General features: G+C 57.9%; 20 protein-coding genes and 1 riboswitch. Of the genes, 13 read left to right on the top strand and 7 right to left on the bottom strand.

Annotation, left to right across the window (positions count from 1 at the left end; genetic code table 11):
* Positions 1-322: 322 nt before the first annotated feature.
* Positions 323-901, bottom strand: coding sequence for a C40 family peptidase (locus HMPREF2820_RS04850; protein WP_048731217.1), 579 nt, complete (start codon positions 899-901; stop codon positions 323-325).
* A 14-nt stretch (positions 902-915) separates the two neighbouring features.
* Positions 916-1,058: riboswitch (cyclic di-AMP (ydaO/yuaA leader) on the bottom strand.
* A 413-nt stretch (positions 1,059-1,471) separates the two neighbouring features.
* Here HMPREF2820_RS04850 and HMPREF2820_RS04845 point away from each other — a divergent pair.
* Positions 1,472-3,061 (top strand): DEDD exonuclease domain-containing protein, encoded by a 1,590-nt coding sequence (locus HMPREF2820_RS04845; RefSeq protein WP_070603057.1) that lies wholly within the window; start codon positions 1,472-1,474, stop codon positions 3,059-3,061.
* Here HMPREF2820_RS04845 and trpD read toward each other — a convergent pair.
* Positions 3,058-4,125 (bottom strand): anthranilate phosphoribosyltransferase, encoded by a 1,068-nt coding sequence (gene trpD, locus HMPREF2820_RS04840; RefSeq protein ID WP_049192934.1) that lies wholly within the window; start codon positions 4,123-4,125, stop codon positions 3,058-3,060. The genes HMPREF2820_RS04845 and trpD overlap by 4 nt on opposite strands.
* A gap of 536 nt (positions 4,126-4,661) precedes the next feature.
* On the opposite strand from trpD, the gene HMPREF2820_RS04835 reads away from it, so the two are divergent.
* From HMPREF2820_RS04835 to HMPREF2820_RS04815, 5 genes are all read left to right on the top strand, one after another.
* Entirely contained in the window at positions 4,662-5,276 is a 615-nt protein-coding gene (locus HMPREF2820_RS04835) for an aa3-type cytochrome oxidase subunit III (protein ID WP_088611596.1), read from the top strand.
* Between the two features lie 75 nt (positions 5,277-5,351).
* On the top strand, positions 5,352-6,242 hold the full coding sequence (locus tag HMPREF2820_RS04830) for a cytochrome bc1 complex diheme cytochrome c subunit (protein ID WP_016423027.1): 891 nt from the start codon (positions 5,352-5,354) through the stop codon (positions 6,240-6,242).
* Positions 6,239-7,450 carry a cytochrome bc1 complex Rieske iron-sulfur subunit gene (locus HMPREF2820_RS04825; protein WP_049170241.1) on the top strand — a complete coding sequence of 404 codons (1,212 nt, stop codon included), beginning with the start codon at positions 6,239-6,241 and terminating at the stop codon, positions 7,448-7,450. The genes HMPREF2820_RS04830 and HMPREF2820_RS04825 overlap by 4 nt, the downstream gene beginning before the upstream one ends.
* Positions 7,447-9,075 carry a cytochrome bc1 complex cytochrome b subunit gene (locus HMPREF2820_RS04820; RefSeq protein ID WP_070603055.1) on the top strand — a complete coding sequence of 543 codons (1,629 nt, stop codon included), beginning with the start codon at positions 7,447-7,449 and terminating at the stop codon, positions 9,073-9,075. The genes HMPREF2820_RS04825 and HMPREF2820_RS04820 overlap by 4 nt, the downstream gene beginning before the upstream one ends.
* 166 nt (positions 9,076-9,241) lie before the next feature.
* Positions 9,242-10,969, top strand: coding sequence for an ABC-F family ATP-binding cassette domain-containing protein (locus HMPREF2820_RS04815; protein ID WP_070603053.1), 1,728 nt, complete (start codon positions 9,242-9,244; stop codon positions 10,967-10,969).
* 163 nt (positions 10,970-11,132) lie between these two features.
* Here the strand turns inward: HMPREF2820_RS04815 and HMPREF2820_RS04810 are convergent, their stop codons facing one another.
* Together HMPREF2820_RS04810 and HMPREF2820_RS04805 are read right to left on the bottom strand one after the other, a co-directional pair.
* Positions 11,133-11,579, bottom strand: a complete 447-nt coding sequence (locus HMPREF2820_RS04810; RefSeq protein ID WP_049170236.1) for an aa3-type cytochrome oxidase subunit IV — start codon at positions 11,577-11,579, stop codon at positions 11,133-11,135.
* 35 nt (positions 11,580-11,614) lie between these two features.
* On the bottom strand, positions 11,615-12,790 hold the full coding sequence (locus tag HMPREF2820_RS04805) for an aa3-type cytochrome oxidase subunit II (RefSeq protein ID WP_049170235.1): 1,176 nt from the start codon (positions 12,788-12,790) through the stop codon (positions 11,615-11,617).
* A gap of 498 nt (positions 12,791-13,288) precedes the next feature.
* Here HMPREF2820_RS04805 and asnB point away from each other — a divergent pair, with 498 nt between their 5' ends.
* On the top strand, positions 13,289-15,214 hold the full coding sequence (gene asnB, locus HMPREF2820_RS04800) for an asparagine synthase (glutamine-hydrolyzing) (RefSeq protein ID WP_070603051.1): 1,926 nt from the start codon (positions 13,289-13,291) through the stop codon (positions 15,212-15,214).
* Between the two features lie 179 nt (positions 15,215-15,393).
* Here asnB and HMPREF2820_RS04795 read toward each other — a convergent pair whose 3' ends face one another.
* Positions 15,394-15,735, bottom strand: coding sequence for a HesB/IscA family protein (locus tag HMPREF2820_RS04795; protein ID WP_005512007.1), 342 nt, complete (start codon positions 15,733-15,735; stop codon positions 15,394-15,396).
* A gap of 309 nt (positions 15,736-16,044) precedes the next feature.
* On the opposite strand from HMPREF2820_RS04795, the gene HMPREF2820_RS04790 reads away from it, so the two are divergent.
* From HMPREF2820_RS04790 to HMPREF2820_RS04775, 4 genes are all read left to right on the top strand, one after another.
* Positions 16,045-16,809 (top strand): DUF3043 domain-containing protein, encoded by a 765-nt coding sequence (locus HMPREF2820_RS04790; protein ID WP_016423034.1) that lies wholly within the window; start codon positions 16,045-16,047, stop codon positions 16,807-16,809.
* 11 nt (positions 16,810-16,820) lie between these two features.
* On the top strand, positions 16,821-17,414 hold the full coding sequence (locus HMPREF2820_RS04785; RefSeq protein WP_070603049.1) for a bifunctional adenosylcobinamide kinase/adenosylcobinamide-phosphate guanylyltransferase: 594 nt from the start codon (positions 16,821-16,823) through the stop codon (positions 17,412-17,414).
* Between the two features lie 102 nt (positions 17,415-17,516).
* Positions 17,517-18,554 carry a nicotinate-nucleotide--dimethylbenzimidazole phosphoribosyltransferase gene (gene cobT, locus HMPREF2820_RS04780; RefSeq protein WP_049190512.1) on the top strand — a complete coding sequence of 346 codons (1,038 nt, stop codon included), beginning with the start codon at positions 17,517-17,519 and terminating at the stop codon, positions 18,552-18,554.
* Positions 18,555-18,559: 5 nt separating this feature from the next.
* Positions 18,560-19,432, top strand: coding sequence for an adenosylcobinamide-GDP ribazoletransferase (locus tag HMPREF2820_RS04775; protein WP_070603047.1), 873 nt, complete (start codon positions 18,560-18,562; stop codon positions 19,430-19,432).
* Between the two features lie 577 nt (positions 19,433-20,009).
* Here the strand turns inward: HMPREF2820_RS04775 and HMPREF2820_RS04770 are convergent.
* Both HMPREF2820_RS04770 and HMPREF2820_RS04765 read right to left on the bottom strand, forming a co-directional pair.
* Positions 20,010-22,025, bottom strand: a complete 2,016-nt coding sequence (locus HMPREF2820_RS04770) for a vWA domain-containing protein (RefSeq protein ID WP_168164048.1) — start codon at positions 22,023-22,025, stop codon at positions 20,010-20,012.
* A 351-nt stretch (positions 22,026-22,376) separates the two neighbouring features.
* A complete protein-coding gene (locus HMPREF2820_RS04765) occupies positions 22,377-23,492 on the bottom strand; it encodes a branched-chain amino acid aminotransferase (protein ID WP_070603043.1) in 1,116 nt (371 codons plus the stop codon).
* Between the two features lie 222 nt (positions 23,493-23,714).
* Between HMPREF2820_RS04765 and HMPREF2820_RS04760 the strand changes: the two genes are divergently transcribed.
* Together HMPREF2820_RS04760 and HMPREF2820_RS04755 are read left to right on the top strand one after the other, a co-directional pair.
* Positions 23,715-25,253, top strand: a complete 1,539-nt coding sequence (locus HMPREF2820_RS04760; protein ID WP_083308425.1) for a leucyl aminopeptidase — start codon at positions 23,715-23,717, stop codon at positions 25,251-25,253.
* Between the two features lie 173 nt (positions 25,254-25,426).
* Positions 25,427-25,868: biotin/lipoyl-containing protein (locus tag HMPREF2820_RS04755; RefSeq protein ID WP_305764332.1), on the top strand; the 442-nt coding region annotated here is incomplete at its 3' end.

Genomic DNA, 25,868 nt, shown 5'->3' with positions numbered 1-25,868 from the left:
TATTCAAATTTCTTCCCCGAAAAACAAAACATCAAACCACTTGACGCATTCGAGCAAATTGTAGCAGCCTTGCCGCGGAACAACACACCGACAAACCGCCAGCACAAAGGGGTATCCAAAGGGAGTAACCAGGATGGCCCTTCGACTCCACGCATTGCGTAACCGCAGTAGAAAAACAAAAATGAGGCGAGCACCCCTATAGTGCTTTACGACGCGCATAGCGTCAGCACCCGGGCGCTCGCCTCAGTGCCCCCTCACTCAAAAGAGAGCCAAGGCTCTGCGGGGCATCAAGGCCCCGCAGGTTGTCATCCGTTCAAACAGATTAGAAGCGGACGAAGTTGTGAACCGGCATGTAGTTCATCGGAGCTTCCTTGACGACATCGCCGGACTGCGGAGCGTGAATCACGTTGCCGTTGCCGGAGAAGATGCCGACGTGGGTAGCGCCAGAGTAGAAGGAAACGATGTCACCCAGCGCCGGGCTGGAGACCGCGGTACCCTGGGAAGCCTGCGCCTGGGAGGTACGTGGGATCGACTTACCGACCTGCTGGTATGCCCAGGAGGTCAGACCGGAGCAGTCGAAAGAGTTCGGACCGGTAGCGCCCCACACGTACGGGGAACCGATCTTGGAACGTGCAGCGGAGACGATAGCCGAACCAGTGGACGGTGCTGCAACGTTTGCAACGCTGCCGGAGGTAACCTCACCTGCGATGTCGTTGAACTTGCCAACAACATCCTGCATACCTGCAACCTGCGGGGTATCGAAGCCGTTCAGTGCGCCCTGGATGTCGTTCAGCGGGTTAGCGTTAGCGGTCGGAACTGCGAGAGCGGTAACGCCGGCGACAGTTGCGCCAAATGCGACTGCGTTGCGTGCAAAGTTAGAACGGCGGTGGTGCTTGCCCATTGTTTTGAAACTCCAAAATCTTCCTGTTTAGCCGACCGGGTTAGCTGACGGGTTCGGAAGAATGGAAGACTTCCTACCCTCCGGGATTTCCCTTTGGGATTCACCCCATGGTTCGAGGTGGGTCCCCGGCTCGAATCTCCTGAGGCTCTCACTACTTAGACCCTCAGGACCTTCGATAAGGCTCTGTGTTTTCTTATCAATGACCGGCACCAACTCAGTGGCCCCGTTTCAATGTCTCGATAAGGTTACGAAATGGCATCAAGTTTTGTCTAGCCGTTTGCCCAGAAAACCGCTCGAGGCCCGGTTGTTACCATCGATAGAACTAAACCGTTACCAAGCTGTTACAACTAGACACTCCCCCTATAGCGGAATAGTAACAGTTTGATAAACGCGTCACTACCTGGCATTTTGAAGTCCGCCGAGAACTTTACACTCAATGCCTTAAAGTCGACACATTTTTATCGCGGGCTCAAAACGTGTTTTATGTCACACTTCAACTTGTAGCGACTCAATTTGCTCAAGTTTCACAGTTTTAACACCGCTAGGAGCGCTCAGAATAGGATTATTGATGTGGATTCAGGACAACAGCACTTCCCTCTCGAAGGCACCGTCGATGATTCTCTTTTCAACACCACCTTTGTCGTCGTAGACCTAGAAACGACTGGACTGAAGGCCAAGAACGACCACATCATTGAAATTGGGGCCATCAAAACCCGTGGCGGTAAGACGATTGGCACCTTTTCCAGCTTCATCGACCCCGGCATGGAGATCCCCGACCACATCACATCTCTGACCGGCATCACTACCGCCGATGTTGAAACTGCTCCACAGCTCGGCACAGTTATTACTCAGTTCCTCGAATTTGCCCGGGGAAGCGTCTGGGTTGCGCATAATGCCAAGTTCGATATTGGATTCCTCCGCCAGGCTTGCACAGATTTGGGCCTAGATTGGCCGAGCCCCAGTGTCGTAGACACTCTCACGTTGGCGCGTCGCGTCCTCGACCGCTCACAAGTTGGCAGTTTCAAGCTCTCACAGCTCGCACGGTACGTCGGTTCTCCGAATCGCCCTACCCACCGGGCGCTTGACGACGCAATCGCAACCGTCGACGTCCTTCACTACCTCATGGAGAGACTAGCTGGCGATGAAGTACAAACAGCGTCCGAGCTAGTGCACTACTCGCCCACCGTCGCTCCAGAGGTTCGTGCTAAACGGCACCTTGCCGATGGAGCTCCGCACACCCCTGGTGTCTATGTTTTTCGGTCAAGAAATGACGACCCCTTATATATAGGTACAGCTCTCGATTTGCGACGTAGACTTCTGCAGTATTTCAACGGCACTGATTCTCGTCGCAAGATTACGGAAATGGTCTCTCTAGCCGAACGCGTCGAGATCATCGAGTGCCCGCACGGCTTCGCTGCAGAAATCCGCGAGGCCCGTCTGATCTCTGCACTCCGTCCGCCCTACAACCGACAACGCACCGAACCAACCCGCGGCTGGTACATCGTCCCCACTAGCCCCGGTCGGCCTGCCAAGATTAGCCGGACAGTCACCGACGCCCGCGGCCTAGGTCCTTTCCGCACGCGCGACACCGCTACCGCCATCCGCGACAGGTTCTCTGCGCTTAACGACGACTTTGCGATAACAACCACCCAGATCTCTACCACCGGTTCCAACGAGATCGCAGACATGATTGCAGAGATATCAGCACTTGCCGAAGCACACCGCTTCCAACGCGCGGCAGTGCAGCGTGACCGCACTGCGGAGTTCATTATCAGCTTGGACAAGCAGCAGCGCCTGAGCATGCTTGCCGCCATCCCATCTCTGCAAGCCGCTTTCCCCGATGGCAATGGAGGCTGGCACCTAGCGGAAATTCGCTACGGCAGGTTGGCCGGCGCCTGCACCGCACCACGTGGCGCGGATATGAACTACATCATCGACCTCATGGTGAGTTCGGCCCAAACAGTCACTCCAGATGACTCCTTATATAAAGGAGCATCAATTGATGAACTCAGTATTATCTGGAAATGGCTGCAGCGCCCGGAGGTACGAATAAAGCCCACCGGAGGCGAGTTTTCCTACCCTAGGCTGGGCGCAGGAAAATACCTCCAGTGGGCAATTGACGCGCAGCAAGCACGTCGTGAAGCGCGACGCGAACCTTAACCCTTCATCGCCGCGGTAAGGATGTCCAAGCACAGCCCCGACTGGAGCGTTTCCTTGACCTCTTCAATGGAGTCGGCCATAGCTTCCTTTAGTGGACGGCCACTCAGACCACGCGAAATGGCGATTGCGGCGGCGGAGTTAAGGATGACTGCATCGCGAATCGGGCCTTCGAGCTCGCCAGCCCAAATGCGACGTGCAACATCAGCGTTGTAAGCAGGGTCACCGCCACGCAGCGCGTCAATTTCGGAGTACTCCATGCCATAGTCATGTGGATCGATGACATCTTCGGCAACTCCACCGTTTTCCACAATAAAGACCTTGGTGGGGCCAGTAACGGTAATCTCGTCGAGGCCATCGCTTCCGCGAACCACCAGCGCGCGCTGACCACGGCGGGCGAAGGTGTCCGCCATCGTCTCCATCTGATCTTCGAAGGCACAGCCAATCAAGCTCGCCTGCGGGCGTGCTGGATTCGTCAGCGGCCCCAACAGGTTGAAGACTGTCGGAACCGCTAGCTCCTTACGCACCGGTCCAGCGAAGCGCATGGCCGGATGAAAGCGAGCGGCAAAGAGGAAGCGCACGTAGAAATCCGGATGTTCCGGAGAAGTAACGAGACCGTTCTCAATGTCGATGCCAAAGGCCTCCAGCATGTCAGCTCCGCCCGACTTCGAGGAAGCCGCGCGGTTACCGTGCTTGAGCACCGGCACACCGCTGGCCGCGATAACAATCATGGACATCGTGGAGATGTTGACGGTATTTGCGCCATCACCACCGGTGCCGACGATATCGACTGCACCGCGCTCAATAACACCGGCGAGCTGTGGATCATGAACTGGGCGGGCAAATGAAAGCATACCCTCAGCCGCAGCATCGAGCTCGGCAGCCGTAATCCCCTTGGCGAGGAGACCGAAAGCAAACGTTGCGGTCTGCACGTCTCCGGAAGCACCAGACATGATCTGATCCATGGCGAATCGAATACCCTCACCGGAAACTTCGCGGCCAGCGCCAATCGTGGAGAGAACATGGCGCCAGTTTTCGACCGCCCTCTTATCGCCGATCTCGCTCATCGCCACTCCCTTCCACTAGATAGTCGAGTCTGTATTCGTACTTTATTAATACAACTGCACCTAGGTTCTGCTGGCTATCCCGCCCACCAGGCGCACCACATCACAGGGCTGTTGAAAAAATCCCACCGTGCTGTACGTAATAAGACAAGATACCTCCCCCATATATCCAGCGCATCACCAGGTCCACCTTTTGCGTTCACCGAAAATCTCACCCCCATTGGGGCAACTGGAAAAATACGATATTAAACAGAGCCGAACCTGCGATAAACTAACCGACAGCCGATGCCGCAGTATCGCTAACCCAGGTTCACCGGAGGCGAACTTGGCAGTCCAGGGGGATGGACACCACGCACCTCGGCACAACAAAACCCTCGAATTCACCCGCGTCGGATAAAGACACCGGAAAGTTCCCAACCGGGGAAAAATTAGTGAAATTCTCAGAAACCTTTCCTCGCGACCTGGGATTTTAGGAATTTTTATACAAAAACGGGGGTTGCAACGTGACTACTCCTTAAGAACAGTACATACTGTTAGTTGTGACGAGCGCAGTTGAAAATCAAGGTATGACAGCACCACGTCGTGCTGCGACACTGAACCGACCGAATATGGTCAGTGTCGGCACGATTGTGTTCCTGTCTCAGGAATTAATGTTCTTCGCCGGTCTGTTCGCGATGTACTTCGTGTCACGCGCGAACGGCCAGGGCGATTCGTGGGATTGGGGTACCGGCCACCTCAATGTCCCGTACGCACTATTGATCACCGTGATCCTAGTGTCGTCTTCGTTCACTGCCCAGTGGGGCGTGTTCGCGGCCGAGCGTGGCGACGTTTTCGCACTCCGTAAGTGGTACGCACTGTCTACCGCCCTGGGTGCAATCTTCCTCGTCGGCCAGGCTTACGAGTACTTCACCCTGGTTAGCCACGGTCTGACCATTCAGAACTCCATTTACGGTTCGGTCTTCTTCATCACCACCGGATTCCACGCAGCCCACGTCCTCGCGGGTGTGCTGGCTTTCGTTGTGGTGCTTATCCGTACCTCCAAGGCGAAGTTCACCCCGGCACAGGCCACTGCTGCCATCGTGGTCTCGTACTACTGGCACTTCGTCGACGTCGTGTGGATTGGCCTGTTCATCACCATCTACTTCATCCAGTAGGCCGTATTGGCCGTCCTTTGTTTAGTACGGCCTACAGCCCATCCACTTTCCACGAACAGTCTTAAAGGGAAAAAGATGGAAAACACTACCTCCGAAACCAAGGACACCACGTCCTTGGCTGCGGCCCCGAAGTCAAAGGGCCGCCGCAAGATGCGCCGTACTGCCTCCGGCATTATGGCTATGGCTCTCGCCCTCACCGGCGCGGGCTTCCTCGCTAATGCTCTGACCCCTGATGCACAGACGGCTACTGCTCAGCAGGATGAAGCCGCAATGATTCAGCAGGGCAAGGAGCTTTACGACGTTGCTTGTATTACTTGTCACGGCGCCAACCTTCAGGGCGTTAAGGACCGCGGCAAGTCGCTGATTGGCGTCGGCGAAGGCTCGGTTTACTTCCAGGTTCACTCCGGTCGTATGCCGATGCTCCGCAACGAGGCTCAGGCAGCACGTAAGACCCCGCGTTACTCCGAAGAGCAGACGCTGGCTATCGCAGCCTACGTCCAGGCTAATGGTGGCGGCGCCGGCATCGTCCGCGACGAGGACGGCTCCATCGCTATGGAGTCGCTGCGCGGTAAGAACGCCGGCCCGAACGGTGAGCTTGACAAGGCTGACGTTGCTCGCGGTTCCGAGCTGTTCCGCCTGAACTGTGCATCCTGCCACAACTTCACCGGTCGTGGCGGCGCACTGTCCAGCGGTAAGTACGCACCGGTCCTGGATCCTGCAAATGAGCAGGAAATCTATCAGGCCATGCTGACCGGCCCGCAGAATATGCCGAAGTTCTCTGACCGCCAGCTGTCTGCTGACGAGAAGAAGGACATCATCGCCTACATCAAGAACGCCAAGGAAACTCCGACCCCGGGTGGTTGGGGCATTGGTGGCATCGGCCCAGTTGCTGAGGGCCTTGTCATGTGGATTGTAGGCATTGTCGCTCTCGTAGCGGCCGCTCTTTGGATTGGATCCCGCCGATGAGTAATAACGAAAACAAGAAGTACAGCTCCGAAGAGCTGTCGAAGATGAGCAATGCGGATCTCGCTCGTCTGGGTGCTGAACTCGATGACGTGACCATTGCTTACCGCAAGGAACGCTTCCCGATTGCCAACGACCCGGCTGAAAAGCGCGCGGCTCGTGGTGTCACCATCTGGCTGGCACTGTCGGTCATTCTTGGCCTGGCATTCATCGCCATCTACCTGTTCTACCCGTGGCACTACAAGGGTCACGGCGAAGAGGGTCTGTGGCTGTACACCATGTACACCCCGCTGCTGGGTATCACCATCGGTGGCTGCATCGTCACCCTGGGTATTGGTGCAGTTAAGTTCACCAAGCGCTTCATTCCGGAAGAAATTTCGGTTCAGCGCCGCCACGATGGTCCGTCCGAAGAGGTCGACCAGAAGACCATCGTTGCCCTGCTGAACGATTCTTGGCAGACCTCCACCCTGGGTCGTCGCTCCGCTATCAAGGGCCTCCTTGGTACCGGCGCCGTCCTGGCTGGTATCGGCATGATCCTTCCGCTTGGCGGCATGATTAAGAACCCGTGGAAGCCACGCCACGACGTTGACGTCACTGGTGACGGCACCCTGTGGACCACCGGCTGGACTCTCGTCGAGAAGGGCCACAAGGTTTACCTGGGTCGCGACACCGGCGCTATCGCTGAAGAGGGCGTACACGGCTACACCACTAAGGGCGTTTCCCGCCTGGTTCGCCTCCGCCCAGAGGACCTGTCCGCAGGTTCCATGGAGACCGTCTTCCCTCTTCCGGAGGAGGACGTCAACGACGGCGACAAGTACTCCAAGGATGCTGATGTCTACGAGGCACACATGCACTCGATTCACGGCTCCCGCAACTCGGTCATGCTGATCCGTCTGCGTTCCCAGGACGCTGAAAAGGCAATCCTGCGCAAGGGTCAGGAAGACTTCCACTACGGCGACTACTTCGCCTACTCGAAGATTTGTACACACATCGGTTGCCCGACTTCTCTGTACGAACAGCAGACGAACCGTATTCTCTGCCCATGCCACCAGTCGCAGTTCGATGCACTGCACTACGGCAAGCCGGTCTTCGGTCCAGCTGCTCGCGCTCTTCCAGAGCTGCCGATCAGCGTTGACGAAGAAGGCTACATGTACGCAGAGGGCAACTTCATTGAGCCCGTCGGTCCGGCATTCTGGGAGCGTCAGTCATGAGTAATCCAACGAAACTAGCAACCGCTGCTAAGAATATGGATGACCGCTACACCCTGTCTGGCGGCATGCGTAAGCAGCTCAATAAGGTATTCCCTACCCACTGGTCCTTCCTGCTGGGCGAGATTGCACTCTACTCCTTCGTAGTCCTGCTCTTCTCGGGTGTTTACCTGACTCTGTTCTTCGACCCGTCGATGTCGAAGGTCATTTACGACGGTGCCTACGCGCCGCTCAACGGTGTCGAGATGTCTCGCGCCTACGAGACCGCCCTGCAGATCTCCTTCGAGGTTCGCGGTGGCCTGTTCATTCGCCAGATTCACCACTGGGGTGCTCTGCTGTTCGCCGTGTCCATCATGGCGCACATGTTCCGCATCTTCTTCACCGGCGCATTCCGCAAGCCGCGTGAGGCTAACTGGGTCATCGGTTCCATCCTCCTGCTGCTGTCCGTGGCAGAGGGCTTCATGGGTTACTCCCTGCCGGACGACCTGCTTTCCGGTGTTGGTCTGCGTATTATGTCCGCAATCATCATCGGTCTGCCGATTATCGGCACCTGGCTGCACTGGATGATGTTCAACGGCGACTTCCCGGGTGACATGATTATCCCGCGCCTGTACATTGCACACGTGCTGATTCTCCCGGCCCTGCTGCTGGGTCTGATTGCCGCTCACCTGGCTCTGGTCTGGTACCAGAAGCACACCCAGTTCCCTGGCGCAGGTCGTACCGAGAACAACGTCGTCGGCGTTCGTATTCTCCCGATCTTCGCAGTCAAGTCCGTTTCCTTCGGCCTGATTACGTTCGGCTTCCTGGCGCTATTCGCTGGTATCTTCCAGATCAACGCAATTTGGAACCTTGGCCCGTACAACCCGGCGCAGGTTTCCGCTGGTTCCCAGCCGGATATCTACATGCTGTGGACTGACGGTGCTGCCCGTGTCATGCCGCCGTGGGAGCTCTACTTGGGCTCTTACACGATCCCGGCAGTCTTCTGGGTCGCCCTGCTCTGTGGTGTTCTGGTTGTCCTGCTCTTCGCTTACCCGTTCATCGAGGCGAAGATCACCGGCGACAACGCCCACCACAACCTGCTGCAGCGTCCGCGCGACGTACCGGTTCGCTCCGGCCTGGGTGCCATGGCTCTGGTCTTCTACACCCTGCTGACTCTGTCCGGTGGTAACGACCTGATCGCATACCACTTCCAGATTTCGCTGAACGTGATGACCTGGGTTGGCCGTATCGGTCTGATCATCCTGCCTCCGATCGCTTACTTCGTCACTTACCGAATCTGCATCGGCCTGCAGCGCTCTGACCGCGCTGTCCTGGAGCACGGCATCGAGACGGGCATCATCAACCAGCTGCCTGATGGTTCCTTCATCGAGGTCCACCAGCCACTGGGTCCGGTCGACGAGCACGGCCACGCCGTTCCGCTCGAGTACCAGGGTGCTTACGTCCCGAAGACCATGAACGAACTGGGCGCCGCTGGTAGCCCGGGTCGCGGTAGCTTCTTCAGCCCGGACTCCCCGGAGCTTGCCGAAGAGGCAGCTCGTATCGAGCACGAGAACCACGAGCAGCAGGCTCAGATGTTCCGTGACCTCGAAGCTCAGAACGCTGAAGAGCGTCGCCAGCTCGAGCAGTAAAACTCCGCGGTAGGTTTTCTACTGCGCTCAAATAAGACCACCCCGGTCCGCATCCACTTCGGATGTCGACCGGGGTGGTTTTTGTTACCCAGATTCTTCCGACCTCGCCTTGACCCAACATATGTCGGATACCAAATCTGCTGTTTACCAGTACTAAAATGGACATATGTCTACCAGTCCCTCCCCCACCACCGATCTTTCGAACAACGCCACACAGCTTGTCGCCAACGGTGTCAATTTCGACTACGAGGCCACGCCTGTTCTGCGCGATGTCTCGCTCACGCTTTCCGACGGCGATGTCCTCGGTCTGGTTGGAGACAACGGAGCCGGCAAGTCCACTCTTCTTTGGCTACTATCGGGTCGTCGTCGGCCCACGAGCGGTACGGTGACTCATATTGGCACGCGTGTGCTCGGCTCTCAGGAGCTGGAAGCTCCTTTCGACTCCACGGTGCAAATGCTTATCGATGAGGCCCTCGGGCCCTCGAAACGTCGTTTAGCGGAGTTAGAAGAGGCAGCTGAGGCGATGGCCTTAGCAAAGACCCCAGATGAGTCTGAGGCGGCAGAGAAGGCGTATTCGAAGGCCTTCTCGGACGTCATGGCTCACGATGACTGGAACGCCGAACATAGTGCGGAGATTGTGCTCGATCATCTCGGCCTGACCGGTACTGCTCCGGACGGCGCTCCCCTGACAGAGCAACTAACCACGGAGATTTCCGGCGGGCAGCGGGCGCGGCTGGGGCTCGCGATTACGCTCATCCGAAAGCCAGAGATTTTGCTTCTCGACGAGCCCACCAACCATCTCGATGAACGCGGTCGCCAGCTCGTGATTGACACCATCCAGAACCACCCTGGAGTGGTTGTGGTGGCAACACATGACCGCGACTTCCTGGATGCCGTTTGTACTGTAATTGGAGACTTGGTGCCGGGGCGCCCTGGTATTGGGCTGTTCCGTGGTAATTACTCCGACTACGCGAAGCACCGTCGCCACCAGCGTGAGCTATGGGAGCACCAGTGGCGCTCGGAGGAGCATGAACGCAATCGGTTGGAAGACACCATCGAGAATGGCGCTCGTGAGGTCTCACCGGGTCGAGAAATGACGGACAATAACAAGATGGCTTATGACCGCCGTGGCGGTCGTGTAGAGCGGCAAATCGCCCGCCGCGTGCGTTCGGCTAAGCAGCGGCTGGAGGAACTCATTGAGGAAGGTGTGGAGCGTCCACCGGCACTACTGGGCTTTGATGCCCCGTTGACCGCACCCCTACCGACCAAGCGCGCTGCTTCGGGCAGCGATGAAGATTTTCACGTCAAGATGCGCGGTGTGGTCGTCCCAGATCGAATTCGGGTTGGTTCACTGACTATTCGTCCCGGCGACAAGGTCGTGATCACCGGCCCTAATGGGGCCGGCAAATCTACTTTGTTTAAGACGATCATGGGGCAAGTTGAGACGCAGGCTGGCGAGGTGCGTATCGGCGAGAACTGTCGAGTAGCCATGCTGGCTCAGGAACAAGACTGGGAAAACCCAAAGAAGTCCGCCCGTGAGTTGTACGACCTTGCGCCCAATGCCCGCGTGCCTCTCGACGACTTTGGATTGCTTAGCCCTGAGGATGCCAATCGACCGGTAGGAAGCCTCTCCATCGGCCAGCAGCGCCGGGTGGCGTTAGCGTTGGTCGTAGCCAATCCGCCGGAGATCTTGCTGCTCGATGAGCCTACGAACCATCTGAGTGTAGATCTGATCGAGCAGGTCCAAGACGCGATCGCATCTGCAGAGGGCACAATTATTGTGATTACCCACGATCACCGCATGATCAACTCGCTCGAAGCGCGTCATCTGCAGGTGACTGACGGTGAGGTCATCGAACTACCTAAGGGGCAGAAACCCGTCGAATTCGCTTGATGCGGAATCATATATTAACTACAGATCCTAACCGGCGAGGTAACACCAGTTAGAAATCCCCTCCCACTCACCCAAACAAAAAAGTCTCTCCCACTAACGCCATTGTTAGTGGGAGAGACTTTTCGGTTATCTACGACTGTGGTTCAGTCTGATTACACTCGGACTAGTGCTTCTCCGGCGGAGTGATGTACTGAGTGTTGAGCTTGGTGCTGGAGACGATCAGGATTACCGCGCCAAGGACAATCAGCCAGTAGGCCATGAATGCGATGCCGTAGCCCATGAGCAGGATGCCCATGGTCATCACGAATGGCCAAATCGAGCTAGCGGAGAAGAAACCGAGGGTACCTGCACCGTCGGCAATCTCTGCCTCTTCGAAGTCAGCCGGGGTGATGTCGGAGCGGCGCTCAGTGAAGTGGAAGTATCCACCGAGCATCAGAGTCATCAGAGCTGCGAGGACCAGGCCGGTTGCGCCAGCCCACTCGAGGCGACCATGGCTTTCGTTGATGACGTTACCGGTGTCCTGAAGGTACTGAGTGCCGAAGATGTAGACGACAGCCATGACCCCCAGGAACACGGTAAGTCCGTAGAAGAGCTTTGCTGCAGACTTCATTTGAGAACTTCCTTTAGGTAAGAATCTTGCTGGGTTTACTTGGCGGTCGCGTTCAGGTCAATGGTGTTAGCACCACGGTCACCCATGTCGCGGGTGTCGACACGACCAGAGTTGAACGGCGAAGTGGAGACTGCGAATGCCGGCTCACCGATGTGCTTCAGAGCATCAGCGTTAGTAGCTTCTGGGTTCTCCTGGCGGAACTTGATGTACTCGGTGAATGCCTCGCGGGAGACAGCACGAATCTCGAAGTTCATCATTGCGTGGTAGGTACCACACATCTCAGCACAACGGCCGACGAATGCGTTCTTGACCTTGTCGCTCGGGTTGTCCTCCGGGCGGTTAGCCATCTTCTCCGAGTCGATCTTCTCAATCTGGAAGATACGGTTGGACTTGTTGGCCTCCGGGTGCGGGAACACGTCACGCTTGAAGAGGAACTCCGGAACCCAGAAGGAGTGAATCACGTCAGCGGACGCGAGGTCGAACTGGATTGCAGTGTCTTCCGGAACAACGAGGACCGGAACCTCTTCGGTGGTACCGAGGGTCTCAATCTCGTCATAGTGGAGGTAGTCGAGGCTCTCCTTGGAGCGACCGTGAACCGGGTACTCCTTCTGCTTTGCGCGATCCTCAGCGGACGGAACCTCGTGGCCGCCCTCGGTGAAGAACTGCTCATCAGCCGGCTTCTCAATACGGCCGTTGTATTCCTCGCCGCCCATCAGGTCAGCGGAAATGTTGGCGTAACCGAACTTCCAGTTCCACTGGAAACCAGTGACGTCGACAGTGACCTCCGGATCCTTATCCAGGGCAGTCACCTTGTCCTGAGTCTGAACGGTGAAGAAGAACAGAGCCATCACGATCAGAATCGGCAGAATAGTCAGAGACAACTCAACCGGAACGTTGTATGCAGTCTGGCGCGGGAACTCGCCCTTGCCCTTCTTCTCAGCCTTCTTAGCTGTGAAGTTTGCCATCGAGTAAAAGGTGAAACCCCAAACAATGATGCCGATAATCCAAGCTGCAACCCAGGTCCAAACCCAGAAGTTACCCATGGACTGCGCTTCCGGGGTAACACCTTCCGGCCAACCAAAGCGGAGCAGCTTGAAGAAGCCGTTCTCCGGAGGATTAACATCACAGCCGGCAAGCAAGGCTGCGCTACCGGCGGCAACGCCGAGGACGCCGAGCTTACGGGCGACTCCGAACTTTCTACGCTGATTCACGTGTGTCTGCCTTCCTGATCCACACAATTTTCGATAACCGATTAAGGTTTCGTCCTACCCAAGCAGAGTAGTCGATTCTTAAGCTTTCTCCACAATAAATATGGCTGTGGGGTGCCTTTGAGTATATCTGCCCTAATAAAATACTGAGAAAGACCCGCCTATCGGGGGTGGCATTCTCACCAGTTACACCCTGTTGCCGCTCCCAAGTCTATGAATTTTTTAGTGTTTGCGCCACGAGCTGACGCCCACACCGTTCCGCATAACCCCGCGCCGAGGCCAGACACGGCGAGCTAAGACATTCTCCCTTTTCCCCAAAAGGCATTAAAGTAGGTGCAGCATTTCTATGTGGCGCCAATCTGGGGTTCAACCCAACTACTCAGCCACGCGGCGGTTCTTCATGGCCACCGGTTCAGACGACAGTCAGTCGCGCTGAGCCTCTAGCTACGAAGCCGTCAAAATCCACTAAGTGACACTAAGTGAAAGGTGCGCGCACGAAGCATGTGTGGTCTTCTCGGAATCCTGACTGCAAATTCTGACGCAGCGGAGCTCGTTCCCGTTGTCGAAAGGGCTCTGCCCTGCATGCGGCACCGCGGTCCTGACGATGCAGGCACGTGGCACGATGAGGACGCAGTTTTCGGCTTCAACCGCCTATCCATTATTGATATTGCTCACAGCCACCAGCCGCTGCAGTGGGGACCAGAAAATCAGCCGAATCGGTACTCCATGACCTTCAACGGCGAAATCTACAATTTCGTCGAACTTCGCGAGCAGCTGGAGAAGGAAGGTTACGCCTTTAATACCTCCGGCGATGGCGAACCTATCGTCGTTGGGTTCCACCACTGGGGAGCCGACGTCGTAAAGCACTTGCGCGGCATGTTCGGCATTGCTATTTGGGACAGCGTCGAGCGCAAGCTTTTCCTGGCGCGCGATCCGTTTGGCATTAAGCCTCTCTACTACGCCACCACCGAGCGCGGCACGATTTTCGGTTCTGAGAAGAAGTCCCTGCTCGAGGCCGCGCCGGAGATGGGCATCGATGCGAAGAAGCTGAATAAGCGTGCACTGGAGCACTACGTCGACCTGCAGTACGTGCCGGAACCGGAGTCTCTGCACACTGACATCGTCCGCCTGGAGTCGGGCTGCACTGCCATCGTTACGCCTGGTGGCGAAGTTAAGCAGACCCGCTACTTCAAGCCTAGTTTCCCGATTCAGCCAGTCGCTAAGGGCGCTGAGCAGGACGTTTTTGACCGCATTGCCCGTGCGCTGGAAGACAGCGTCGAGAAGCATATGCGTGCCGACGTCACGGTGGGCTCGTTCCTGTCGGGCGGTATCGACTCCACTGCGATTGCAACTTTGGCTAAGCGCCACAACCCGAACCTGCTGACGTTTACCACTGGCTTCGAGCGCGAGGGCTTCTCCGAGGTCGATGTGGCTGCCGAGTCCGCCGCCGCCATTGGCGTCGAGCACATTGTGAAGGTCGTCTCGCCGGAGGAGTTCGCCGGGGCGATTCCGAAGATTATGTGGTACCTCGATGACCCGGTAGCTGACCCTGCACTGGTGCCGCTGTACTTCGTGGCCGCAGAGGCTCGTAAGCACGTTAAGGTCGTACTGTCCGGTGAGGGCGCAGACGAGCTCTTTGGTGGTTACACCATTTATAAGGAGCCGCTGTCGCTGAAGCCGTTCGACAAGGTTCCATCTCCCCTGCTGCGCGGTCTGGCTAAGGTCGGCGAAGCTCTGCCAGAGGGCATGCGCGGCAAGTCGCTCCTGCAGCGAGGCACTACCCCGCTGGAACAGCGCTACTACGGCAATGCTCGTTCCTTTAACTTTGAGCAGCTGCAGGAAGTGCTGCCGTGGGCCAAGAAGGAATGGGACCACAGCGATGTCACTGCGCCGATTTACGCGCAGTCTGAAGGCTGGGACCCGGTGACTCGGATGCAGCACTTGGATCTGTTCACCTGGTTGCGTGGCGACATTCTGGTCAAGGCGGACAAGATCACCATGGCTAACTCCCTGGAGCTGCGCGTGCCGTTCCTCGACCGTGTGGTCTTCGACGTTGCACAGACGCTGCCGGTGGACATGCGTGTTTCTCACGGCACCACCAAGTACGCACTGCGTCGCGCCATGGAGCAGATTGTTCCGGAGCACGTGCTCAACCGCCGCAAATTGGGCTTCCCGGTGCCGATTCGCCACTGGCTGGCAGGCGACGAGTTGCACGGCTGGGCCGAGGACATCATCCGCGAGTCCCAGACCGAAGAGTTCATTAATAAGGACGCCGTGCTCAAGATGCTCGCCGAGCACCACCCAACCGAGCGCGACCACTCCCGCCGCCTCTGGACCATCCTGGCCTTCATGGTCTGGCACGGCATCTTCATCGAAGACCGCATTACTCCGGACATCGAGCAGCGCGACTACCCCGTCGAGCTCTAGCTCGCTTTACGACGGTCCCCGCGATTCAGCCCCATCCTGCCCCGGCAGGCTGTCACCATCGCTGGGGCAACCAATAGAAAAGGCTCGGACCTCACTCAGTTAACAAGAGTGAGGTCCGAGCCTTTTTACTATCCGACGCTTTTCACAGCGTCTGCTGACAGCTCTGCTCAGCTAATGACTTAGTTGAAGGAGTCACCGCAAGCGCAGGAGCCAGTGGCATTCGGGTTATCGATTGTGAAGCCCTGCTGTTCAATGGTGTCAGCAAAGTCGATGGTGGCACCGGACAGGTACGGAACCGACTGGCGATCAACGACCAGCTTGACGCCACCGAAAACTTCGGCGACATCGCCGTCGAGGCTGCGGTCATCGAAGTAGAGCTGGTAGCGCAGGCCGGCACAGCCGCCCGGAGCCACGGAAATACGCAGTGCCAGGTCGGTGGCACCTTCTTGGTCCAGAAGTGCCTTTGCCTTGGCAGCCGCAGCTTCGGTCAGGGTAACGCCAGTGCTCTGAGCAGTAGTCATAGCGCGTGTCCTCCTTGTTGAAGTGTTTAAGTATGCGAGTCGACCCCAAGGTCGGCTACGTCATTATTTATCACAACCTTACCGACCAGTCTTTAATTCCCAATTCTGGGTTCTCTTTTTCTTTCTCTTTTTCGGAAGTCTCTTTTTGCCGCCACATCGCAACCACACCACGGCTTCCCACGCCACAAGCGCACTCTTCCCGCCTGCCCCTGCGGCGGTCATCCCCAAAACCTCGCCCTTGCCCCGCCCCTGCCCCTCAACCTGCAACCTAATTAGGGAAGCACCTTGAAGACCTTATAATCTGGGGTCGTGAATCTACCGTGGAAAAAGAATGACAAAAAGTCCAAGGCAGCTGAGGCAGCTAACGCTGACGCAACCAACGCCGGAGACGTAGCCACCGACGCGACCGCATCCAGCGGGGCCAAGGGCACCGCTTCGGAGTCTCAGCAGCCCGAGAAGAAGCACAGCGGTGCTTTTACTCCCAAGAAGGGGCGCCCCACTCCGAAGCGCAACGAGGTTGAGCGCGAACGCGGCATCCGCCGTGGCCCGGTCGAGGCGCCGCTGACCGCTAAGGAAGCTCGCCAGCGCCGCAAGGAGCTCAAGGCTTCCATGTCCAAGGAAGAGCTCAAGGCCGCCAAGGCACGCGAGCGAGCAGAGCGACGTGAGCAGCGTCGCATTGCCGACGAGCGCATGGCCGCCGGCGATCCGCGCTACATGCTGCCACGCGACCAGGGCGCTGAGCGCAAGTTTGTCCGCGACTGGGTTGATTCCCGTCGCTTCCTCGCTAACGTGTTCCTCCCGTTCGCGCTGATTCTGCTGCTGATTATGATGATTGGCACTTCCCTGCCGAAGCTGGCCAACATCGCATCTCTCATCGCTATGGTTCTCATCATTGCCCTGATCATCGAGGGCATCTACATCGGCCGCCGTGCCATCAAGCTGACGCGCGAGCGCTTCCCGAAGACCACCGAAGGGGCCTGGGGACTGGGCTTCTACGCTTACTCCCGCGCTTCTCAGCCGCGTCGTCTGCGTACTCCGCGTCCGCAGGTCAACATCGGCGACGAGATCAAGTAGCCTCATCTGCCATGCGCACTCTGGTTCTCGGTGGCGCCCGCTCAGGCAAGTCCTCATGGGCTGAGCACGAGCTGCTGGCCACCGCCGCAGCCTCAACCGGCGGTGCCTCAGATGCTGCAGCCTCAACGGTGTTGCACTACATCGCAACAGCACGGCCCTGGCCCGGTGATAGCGATTTTCACTCCAGGGTTGAGGAGCACCGCATTCGTCGTCAAGCACAGGCAAAAGAGCACGGAGTGGCCTGGCACACGGTTGATGACGTCGATGCGGTGGAAGCTCTCGCGTCGCCGGAGCGGCGCATGCTGCTGGACGATGTCGGCACCTGGCTGACGCACATCATCGACGCGCAGGGGCTGTGGGAGGCGCCGAGGGGCAGCGTCTCGCCGTGGACGCACTCGCTTGTCGACGCCGTGCGCAACTTCCCCGCAGATTCCGACCTGTTCATTGTGTCGCCCGAAGTGGGCTTCGGTGTCATTCCCGAACACCGCTCAGGGCGGCTTTTCCGTGATGAAATTGGCCTTCTCAACCAACAGCTCGCAGCTGTCTGTGATCGTGTTGTCCTAGTTGTGGCTGGCTGCCCCATGGAAGTCAAGGCGGCGAACTAGATTCACTCCACGCCGCTTCCCCTATGACGGTCTGCCTAGCAATGCGAATAACTGTGCACCAATGGTCGGTAGACAAATCGTTTTCGGGTAGCGTTTGAGAGTATGAACGCGGATTATTTTGGACCGGTAGCACGCCCTGACGAAGAGACTGAACAGGCCGCCCGCGCGCGCCATGAGCAGTTGACTAAACCCGCAGGCTCACTTGGCCGGTTGGAAGAACTCGGCATTTGGATTTCGGCGTGTCAGGGAGAATGCCCTCCGCGTGACCTGGACGATTGTCGTGTTTATGTCTTCGCTGGTGACCACGGTGTTGCCCAGGGCGGGGTGTCCGCGTACCCGTCCGAGGTGTCTATTCAGATGCTTGCCAATATCGAGGCAAAGGGTGCCGGCGTGAACGCTATCGCTGACATCGCGGGAGCCACTGTTACCGGTGTGGACATTTCCCTCGACCACGATGCCGAAGGTCCATACCGTATCCGTCGCAGCTGTGGTTCTATTGACCGCGAGGATGCGATGAGCGAGGAGGAGGTCGATAAGGCCATCCGCACGGGCATCGCGATTGCCGACGCCGCCGTTGATGAAGGCGCTGACCTGCTCATTGCCGGCGACCTGGGCATCGGAAACACCACTCCAGCCGCGGCGCTGATTGGTGCCGTGACCAACTCCGAACCGGTGGTCGTCGTCGGCCGAGGCACTGGCATTGATGACGAGGGGTGGAAGCTCAAGGTCGCTGCCGTACGCGATGCCATGTTCCGCGTGCGTCGCCTGCGCAATGACCCGGTTGAGGTGCTCCGTCGTATTTCCTCGCCGGATATGACCGTGATGGCCGCGTTCTTGGCGCAAGCAGCGGTTCGTCGCACTCCTGTGATTTTGGACGGAGTGGTTGTCACATCCGCTGCTCTGCTGGCTGACCAGCTCGCTCCGGGCGCCCGCGATTGGTGGGTCGCCGGCCACAAGTCGGCAGAGCCCGCGCACGCGCTTGCCCTTCGACACCTGGATAAGGAACCACTTCTCGAATACGGGATGCGTCTTGGCGAAGGCTCCGGCGCCGTCGCTGCCCTACCGCTGGTCAAGTCCGGCGTATCGGTCCTGCGCAACATGGCTACTTTCGCCGACGCAGGCGTAAGCACCAAGGACTAATCGACTTGTCCGACAAAGCCGGCCCGTCTCGCCAGGACAACCTCGACGGCGATCCCTCTGCTCACGGCAATGCCGTCGCTGAGGCCATCACCACTGCCCTGTCCTGGCTCACCATCCTGCCCTTCAAAGGCGCGAGCGTGTTCGACCGCATCACCGGCCGTCGCGCCATCGCCGCACTGCCAGTAGCTGGGCTCGTTCCTGCCGCGGGTGCAGTTCTCATCACGGCGGCGCTGTTCGCAACGTCGTCGTCACGCACGCCCACGCTTTACGACGTCACCCCGATCCTCGGCGGAGCCCTGATTATGGTGGCGGCACAGATGTTGACCCGCGCGATGCACCTGGATGGGCTGGCGGATGTGGCGGATGCCCTCGGCTCGTATAAGCCGCCGGAGGGGGCGCGGGAGGTGCTGCGCGATCCGAGCACCGGCCCAATGGGCGTGGGCTCCATCGTGCTGACGATGTTGACGACGACGACTGCTTTTGCCGTGATTGTGGCTAGTGTGCTGTCGCAGTGGTCTGCTGGTCAGATGTGGCCTGGTGTGGTTGCGCTGTGCTTGCCTTTTGTAGCCTCTCGCGCGGCAGCAACGACTGCCTGCTGGCGCGGCTTTCCGCCTTTTTCGAACAGCGGCTTCGGCTCTCTGACTGCCGGTACTCAGTCCACAGTCACGGTGACCTGCTGGTGGATACTGCTGCTCGCTGTGTCGGGCTGGGTGGTTGGGCTCGTGGGCGTAGTCGCTTGTGCACTGAGCTTTGGCGTTACACTGCTGCTGACGCGGCATTGCGTGAAGAGGTTTGGCGGAGTCAACGGCGACGTGTTTGGTGCAGTCATTGAGATAGCGTGCGCTGTCTGTGCCGTGGCACTTGCCATAGGGTTCTAGCAGGGAAAATGCGCGCATTGCCCCCGTTGGGGTTTTCTTTAAAAAGAACTATTGACGGTCGCTTTGACGCGGACGTATTCTGAGGGCACACCGCCGGGAAGGCGGAGTACAGGAGGCTCGTTTCGGGGCTCGCCCAAATTATTTTGCGCCGACCGTTTGCCGGGGCGCCAAGAACGAGCACACCTTCTAGCCTCCCAGCTAATTAAAAAAGCGCGTCCCGCCGCAGCGATGCACGGGACGCGCTTTTCTTTGTTGGGGTGACACTCCCAGGTTTGAGTTCAGTGGGGTTTGGGTTCAGTGGGGTTTGGGTTCAGTGGGGGCTAGTGACTGCGGTTATGTTAGCGACGGCGGGCCAATGCGAGTTACTGACTGCGTTTATGTCAAAAATGGTCAAAAAAATGGCCTGAAAGTGTCATAAACTCACACAGTTTCACATCTGCAGCCCATAGTTCTTGGAGTTGTCAGTTTTCGTGGCTACGCAGCAAAAAATGTGCCCACCAGCGATACGCCAAGCGGACACACTTTTGCTGCCTTCCCCTCCCCCCCTGCTCAGGAGCTTCCTGAGCTTACGGTTTGTCTACTCCTTGCGCTTCTTGTTCTGGTAGACAATCGCGCCTGCGATGCCGATAAACACGGCGACCACTGCCACAACGGTGCCAATAACCAGCGGGCTCATGCCCCCGTCTTCCATGTCCGACGAGGATGCGGATGCCTGAGAATCCGTATCCGAGGAGTCAGATTCCTTCGACGCATCTTCTGACGAGTCCTTTGACGTTTCCTGTTCCGACTCTCCCTTGGCCAGAATCGGCTTATCGGATGGAGTCGGGCCGTTCTTGTCAGTCGGTCGCCAGTCAGGCCCCTTAGTTGGCTTGTTGTCCAGGAGGAATGCGAGCTGGAACGGCTGATCGATGCCACTGACCTCTTCATCCGGGCGATAGTTAGCCATTCGGACAGTCGCGTAGTAGTAGCCCGCGTTGGCTACAGGTCGTCCTCCAACATTAGATTCTCGGTTGTTGTATTCGACCGGACGATCTGTTGACAAGTTCAGGTCCTCGGAATCCTGATAAAAGTGCATTGTTCCATCCGCCACGGAAACCTCGAATGGATTCAACAGCGCAACTCCCATGGAATCGGCATTGTCGCGCTCCGAATTTCCAGTGCGGGCTGCGAGCACTGGTCGCTGACCCCACTCGACAGGAATCTTGTAGAACTTCTGTTCACCGGGCACGATTGTGTCAGAGATGGTATCCCCAGATTTAACTTCCGGCGCTTGGGCTGCGTTATTGCCACCGTTTACGGGCTTGGCCTCTCCAAAAGTGGCCTTTTTGTAGGCTTTGTCCCCAGTCGAGGAAGACCGTCCTTCATGTAGCTTGTCAGCATCCTGCTTCTTCAGCACTGGCTCAAACTGGACGCTAACCTCGACCTTCACCGGTTCATCACGATAGTCCGCTACTGAATCACCGTCATAGACCCACACGTTGTTTGCGACGAGCCACTTGGTTTGATCGCAACTGGATTCGATGCGGTCACTATCCCATGCAAGAATGCTTGCATCAGCCGAAGTTGGAGTCCACGAATCGGCACTAGCTTCGGCACCAGTCAGCGACCCCATACGACCGTCGTCCTGGCATTTTCCGCCAGTTTCATTGATGATTTCGTCAACTTCAGTTCGGACATCCTGCTGGCCCTTACCCTCAGCATCGATATTCGCTAACACCTTTGAGGTAACAATCGCGTTGTGTCCCTTCGGCACTGCGATTCGGTAGTAGAGCGGGGTGCGATCGTGCTGGGCAACCTCTGGCACCAGCGTCGTCTGGTACTTGCCCTCGCCGAGCCATTTCGCGCCTTCCTTAGTCTCGGAGAACTCGAAAGGAGTACCCGTGGTTTCGTAGCCCTGCACTGATCGCTGAGTCAAGAACTTCATGTGGTCTGCAAGCTGGGTAGCATCGTCCGCAGTCATGCTCTGTCCACCGGATACCTGCGCAACACACTCCAGCTCAGCGCGAGCTTCTTCATCGACCTTGAAGCCCACTGTGTGAATCGTCAGGCCAACACCCTGCCCTGCCAGTTCCTTCGCAACCTCACACACCGGTGGCGGCGCGCAGGTGTCGATACCGTCAGAGACCAAAATAATTGACCGCTCACCGTCTGGGCCAAGCTCATCAGCCGCCTTACGCAGTGCATTGCCGATCGGCGTATAGCCCTGAGCTTCCAACCCGGCAATCCTGCTCTTCAGGCCTTCTTTGTCGACCTTTTGGACAGGCGACAGCACCTCGATGTCCTGGCAACCACGTTCGCGGTTGGATTCATCACTGGATTCGCGCTGGCCATAAACCAGCATGCCAAGCAGCGCATCATCCGGGAGGGAGTCAATCAGCTCCGTGGATGCGCGCTTTGCCGCATCGAGGCGGGTGCCTCCGGCGTCGTCGGCAAGCATCGAACCAGACAGATCCATGATTAGCTCTGCTTTTGCTTCGCCCGTACCACCTTCGCCCGTAGGAGCGGGCTGTTCCACCCCGGACGGCGAAGGCGAATCTTGGGCTGCCGCCACCGGAGCCGGAATCGCACTAAACCCAATCGTCCACGCAGCCAACAACAGAGTGACAACGATGGTTACCCTTAGGCGCTTTGAACTACTTGACGAAAAACTATCTTTAAAAAAGTCTTGAACTATCACCATCACAGCGCCTCAAACTGTTTTCCCAACTACAAAAATCAATCGTGTTGGTAGTTTTTCACAGTGACCCCGGTCACGCTAGAGGTGTTTTTAACGGCTAAACAAATGCCGTCTGAACAATTCATGAACCATGAGAAAATCGCACAGCCGTTGGAGAGCCAGCAAAGCAAAAACGCAGCCCCTGACCAGCGAATACTAAACAGGGGCTGCGAAAGTACTAATTCTAGTAACCACTATTAAATTTTTCTTAGCCGACCTACGCCGAAACTAAGCCTCAACGAGCTTGTAAATCCAACCGTGGGTATCCTCAACCTCGCCGTGCTGGATACCGGTCAGCCGCTCGCGCAGCTTCATGGTCCACTCACCGGTCTCGCCGCCGTTAATCTCGAACTCGTCCTCAGCGGACTTCACAAAACCGACCGGGGTGATGACTGCAGCGGTACCGCAGGCGAACGCCTCGCTCATGACACCGGAAGTGGCATCATCCTTCCACTCCTCGGTGGAAATGCGACGCTCCTCGACATTCATGCCCAGATCCTGAGCAGCCTGCAGCAGCGATGCCCGAGTAATGCCCGGCAGCAGCGAACCAGACAGCTCTGGAGTCACCAGCCGAACACCAGCGTCAGCATTCTCATCCGGGTAGATGAACGCCAGGTTCATGCCGCCCATCTCCTCGATGTACTTGCGCTCGACAGCGTCCAGCCACACAACCTGGTCGCAGCCCTTTTCCTCTGCCTGCTGCTGAGCCGCCAGCGAAGCTGCATAGTTACCTGCGAACTTCGCAGCACCGGTGCCGCCCGGCGCGGCACGCACGTACTCGTGGGAGATCCACACGGTCACCGGGTTAATGCCACCGGAGAAGTACGCGCCGGCAGGTGAAGCGATGAGCAGGAAGGTGTAAGAGTTCGACGGGTGCACGCCCAGGGTGCTCTCGGTGGAGAACATGATTGGACGCAGGTACAGGGATTCTTCGCCACCAGCTGGCGGCACCCATGCTGCATCGGCTTCAACCAGCAGGCGGATTGCCTCGAGGAAGGTCTCCTCCGGCAGCTGCGGCATTGCAATGCGGTCAGCGGAGCGCTGGAAGCGACGAGCGTTCTGCTCCGGGCGGAAAGTAACAATGGAACCATCCGGCATGCGATACGCCTTCAGTCCCTCAAAAATCGACTGCCCGTAATGCAGGACCGAAGAAGACGGCTGCATTTCAATCGAACCGTATGCCTGCAGCTTGGCGCCATGCCAGCCTTTGTCTGCAGTCCAGTCAATTCGGACCATGTGGTCGGTGAAGTGCTTACCGAAACCAGGGTTGGCCAAAATCTCCTCGCGCTCGGCATCAGAGAGTGGATTCGGGTTACGTTCGATTGCAAATTCCAAAGCAGACATGTCTTTCATCCTAAACCGTCGAGGATCGAGTCGTATCAATACTCGCCCCCGAAAGACCGTGTTAGTCAGGGCAATGTCAGCGTCGCGGGCACTAGGCGCGGGTACATTCCAATAGTCGTGGCGCTGGCTCGTCAGTCCGCTGTCCAGGGGTGAAGGACACGAACCGGCAAATAGGGATACGGTGGTGTACCACATAGTACGACTACAAGGAGATGCAACTACATGTCAGTCCCCGCTAACAATGATTCGGCACAGCTCGGCGCCTCTCGCAACGCCGCTGTTTTGTCCAATTACCTGCCGGCTATCGGCACTCGCGTGGTCATCGCTGCCGACAACTCTCTGCCCGCGGACGCCGACGCGGTTCTCGTCGCGCTTATCGACGGCGAGGATGGCCTCGAGCTGGTCGCACCCGAGGCCATCGGTTCGGTTGCAGAGCAGCTGCTCGCCTCCTTTGAGGCAGTCTCCGCCAGCGCTAAGGCCGAGTCCGTGACCACCATCCCGGCTCCTGCTGGCCTGGATGTCGACAGTGTCACGGGCGTTGGCGTGGGTTCTGAGGATCTGGATGCCGAGGACATCCGCCGTGCCTGCGGCGCCGCTGCGCGCCGTATGACCAAGGCCAAGGTGGTCTTTAACACTCTCGGCGCCATCGATCCGCAGGCTGCAGCCGAGGGCTTTGCGCTGGGCGCTTACGCTTACTCCGGTCAGAAGAGCGACGAAGAAAGCAACGAGGCCACCCAGAAGGTGGTTGTGTTGGGCGCTGATGACGACGTCGTAAAGCGCGCTGCAGCGATTGTGGATGCCGTTGCCACCGCGCGTGACTTCGTCAATACAGCATCGTCGCACCTCTACCCCGAGACGTTTGCTGACGCTGCTGCAGCGCTAGGCCGTGACGCGGGGCTCGAGGTCGAGGTGCTTGACGACGACGCTCTGCGCGCCGGCGGTTTCGGAGGCCTCAATGCCGTGGGTGGTGGATCCTCGCGCGGGCCGCGCCTGGTGCGCCTGATTTGGAAGGGCGATGAGTCGGCAGAGAATTCGCTGGGACTGGTCGGTAAGGGCATCACCTTTGATACCGGCGGTATTTCGCTGAAGCCGGGCGCCAGCATGGAGAACATGATCTCCGATATGGGCGGCGCTGCGGCTGTTATTGCCACAGTCGTCCTGGCTGCTCGCCTAGGCGTATCCACCCCGGTGACCGCAACTGTTCCAATGGCGGAGAACATGCCGGGTGGTAAGGCGTACCGTCCGGGCGATGTCATTACGCAGTACGGCGGTAAGACCATTGAGATTCTGAATACCGACGCTGAGGGCCGCCTCGTACTCGCAGACGCCATTGTCCGCGCCTGCGAAGACAAGCCGACTCACCTGATTGACACCGCTACCCTGACCGGTGCGCAGCTAGTCGCTCTTGGCGAGCGTACCCCGGGCATCCTGGGTAACGACGAGTTCCGTGACCGTGTTGCAGAGCTGTCTCAGAGCATTGGTGAAAATGGTTGGGCAATGCCGATTCCAGTTGAGCTAGCAGAGGCCCTGAAGTCGCCGGTAGCTGACCTGCGGAATGTCACGAACTCTCGCTTTGGTGGCATGAGCGTTGCAGCTGCATACCTGCGCGAATTCGTTGGCGAGGATGTTGAATGGGTTCACATCGACGTTGCCGGTCCGGCCTTCAACACCACCGGGGAGTATGGTTATACCCCGAAGCGGGGCACTGGTGTTCCGGTTCGGACGATGTTCTCTGTGATTGAGGATTTGGCAACGAAGTAGCCGGTCATCCGACTGCGTCCCGCCCGGCTGGAATCATGGCTGGAATGAGCTATTCCAAGCACCAGTCGAAAGCGGGCGCAGCCCACGGGGCAAGCAGAGTTTTCAACCTGTAAGCTAATTTGTAATAACCGTCTTAAAACGAGATTTCTTAACTTTTCGAGGAGTGCACAAACATGGCGACCTCTATTGAGATGCCGGAGCTCGGTGAATCAGTTACCGAAGGCACCATTACCACCTGGCTGAAGAAGGTCGGCGACACCGTCGAGGTCGACGAACCGTTGCTCGAGGTTTCCACCGACAAGGTCGACACCGAAATTCCATCTCCGGTCGCCGGTGTTCTCACCGAGATTCTCTTTGAAGAAGACGACACCGTCGATGTTGGCGAGGTCATCGCAAAGGTCGGCGAGCCGGGCGAAGAGCCGGAAGGCACTGACGATTCCGCTGAGGAGACCGAGGAAGAGGCTCCGAAGGAAGACGCTGAAGAGCCAAAGAAGGAAGCACCGAAGGCTGCCTCCGGTTCCGCTACTGATGTTGAGATGCCGGAGCTCGGCGAGTCCGTCACCGAAGGCACGATTACCACTTGGCTGAAGAAGGTCGGCGACACCGTCGAGGTCG

Source organism: Corynebacterium sp. HMSC064E08 (assembly GCF_001811805.1).
Classification (GTDB): Bacteria; Actinomycetota; Actinomycetes; order Mycobacteriales; family Mycobacteriaceae; genus Corynebacterium; species Corynebacterium jeikeium_D.
This window is presented reverse-complemented; position numbering and strand designations above follow the sequence as displayed.

Bases quoted from the DNA above. Each gene is read 5' to 3' on its own strand.
- HMPREF2820_RS04850 (WP_048731217.1), bottom strand. From the start codon at position 901: ATGGGCAAGCACCACCGCCGTTCTAACTTTGCACGCAACGCAGTCGCA.
- trpD (WP_049192934.1), bottom strand. From the start codon at position 4,125: ATGAGCGAGATCGGCGATAAGAGGGCGGTCGAAAACTGGCGCCATGTT.
- HMPREF2820_RS04830 (WP_016423027.1), top strand. From the start codon at position 5,352: ATGGAAAACACTACCTCCGAAACCAAGGACACCACGTCCTTGGCTGCG.
- HMPREF2820_RS04825 (WP_049170241.1), top strand. From the start codon at position 6,239: ATGAGTAATAACGAAAACAAGAAGTACAGCTCCGAAGAGCTGTCGAAG.
- HMPREF2820_RS04820 (WP_070603055.1), top strand. From the start codon at position 7,447: ATGAGTAATCCAACGAAACTAGCAACCGCTGCTAAGAATATGGATGAC.
- HMPREF2820_RS04815 (WP_070603053.1), top strand. From the start codon at position 9,242: ATGTCTACCAGTCCCTCCCCCACCACCGATCTTTCGAACAACGCCACA.
- HMPREF2820_RS04810 (WP_049170236.1), bottom strand. From the start codon at position 11,579: ATGAAGTCTGCAGCAAAGCTCTTCTACGGACTTACCGTGTTCCTGGGG.
- asnB (WP_070603051.1), top strand. From the start codon at position 13,289: ATGTGTGGTCTTCTCGGAATCCTGACTGCAAATTCTGACGCAGCGGAG.
- HMPREF2820_RS04795 (WP_005512007.1), bottom strand. From the start codon at position 15,735: ATGACTACTGCTCAGAGCACTGGCGTTACCCTGACCGAAGCTGCGGCT.
- HMPREF2820_RS04785 (WP_070603049.1), top strand. From the start codon at position 16,821: ATGCGCACTCTGGTTCTCGGTGGCGCCCGCTCAGGCAAGTCCTCATGG.
- cobT (WP_049190512.1), top strand. From the start codon at position 17,517: ATGAACGCGGATTATTTTGGACCGGTAGCACGCCCTGACGAAGAGACT.
- HMPREF2820_RS04765 (WP_070603043.1), bottom strand. From the start codon at position 23,492: ATGTCTGCTTTGGAATTTGCAATCGAACGTAACCCGAATCCACTCTCT.
- HMPREF2820_RS04760 (WP_083308425.1), top strand. From the start codon at position 23,715: ATGTCAGTCCCCGCTAACAATGATTCGGCACAGCTCGGCGCCTCTCGC.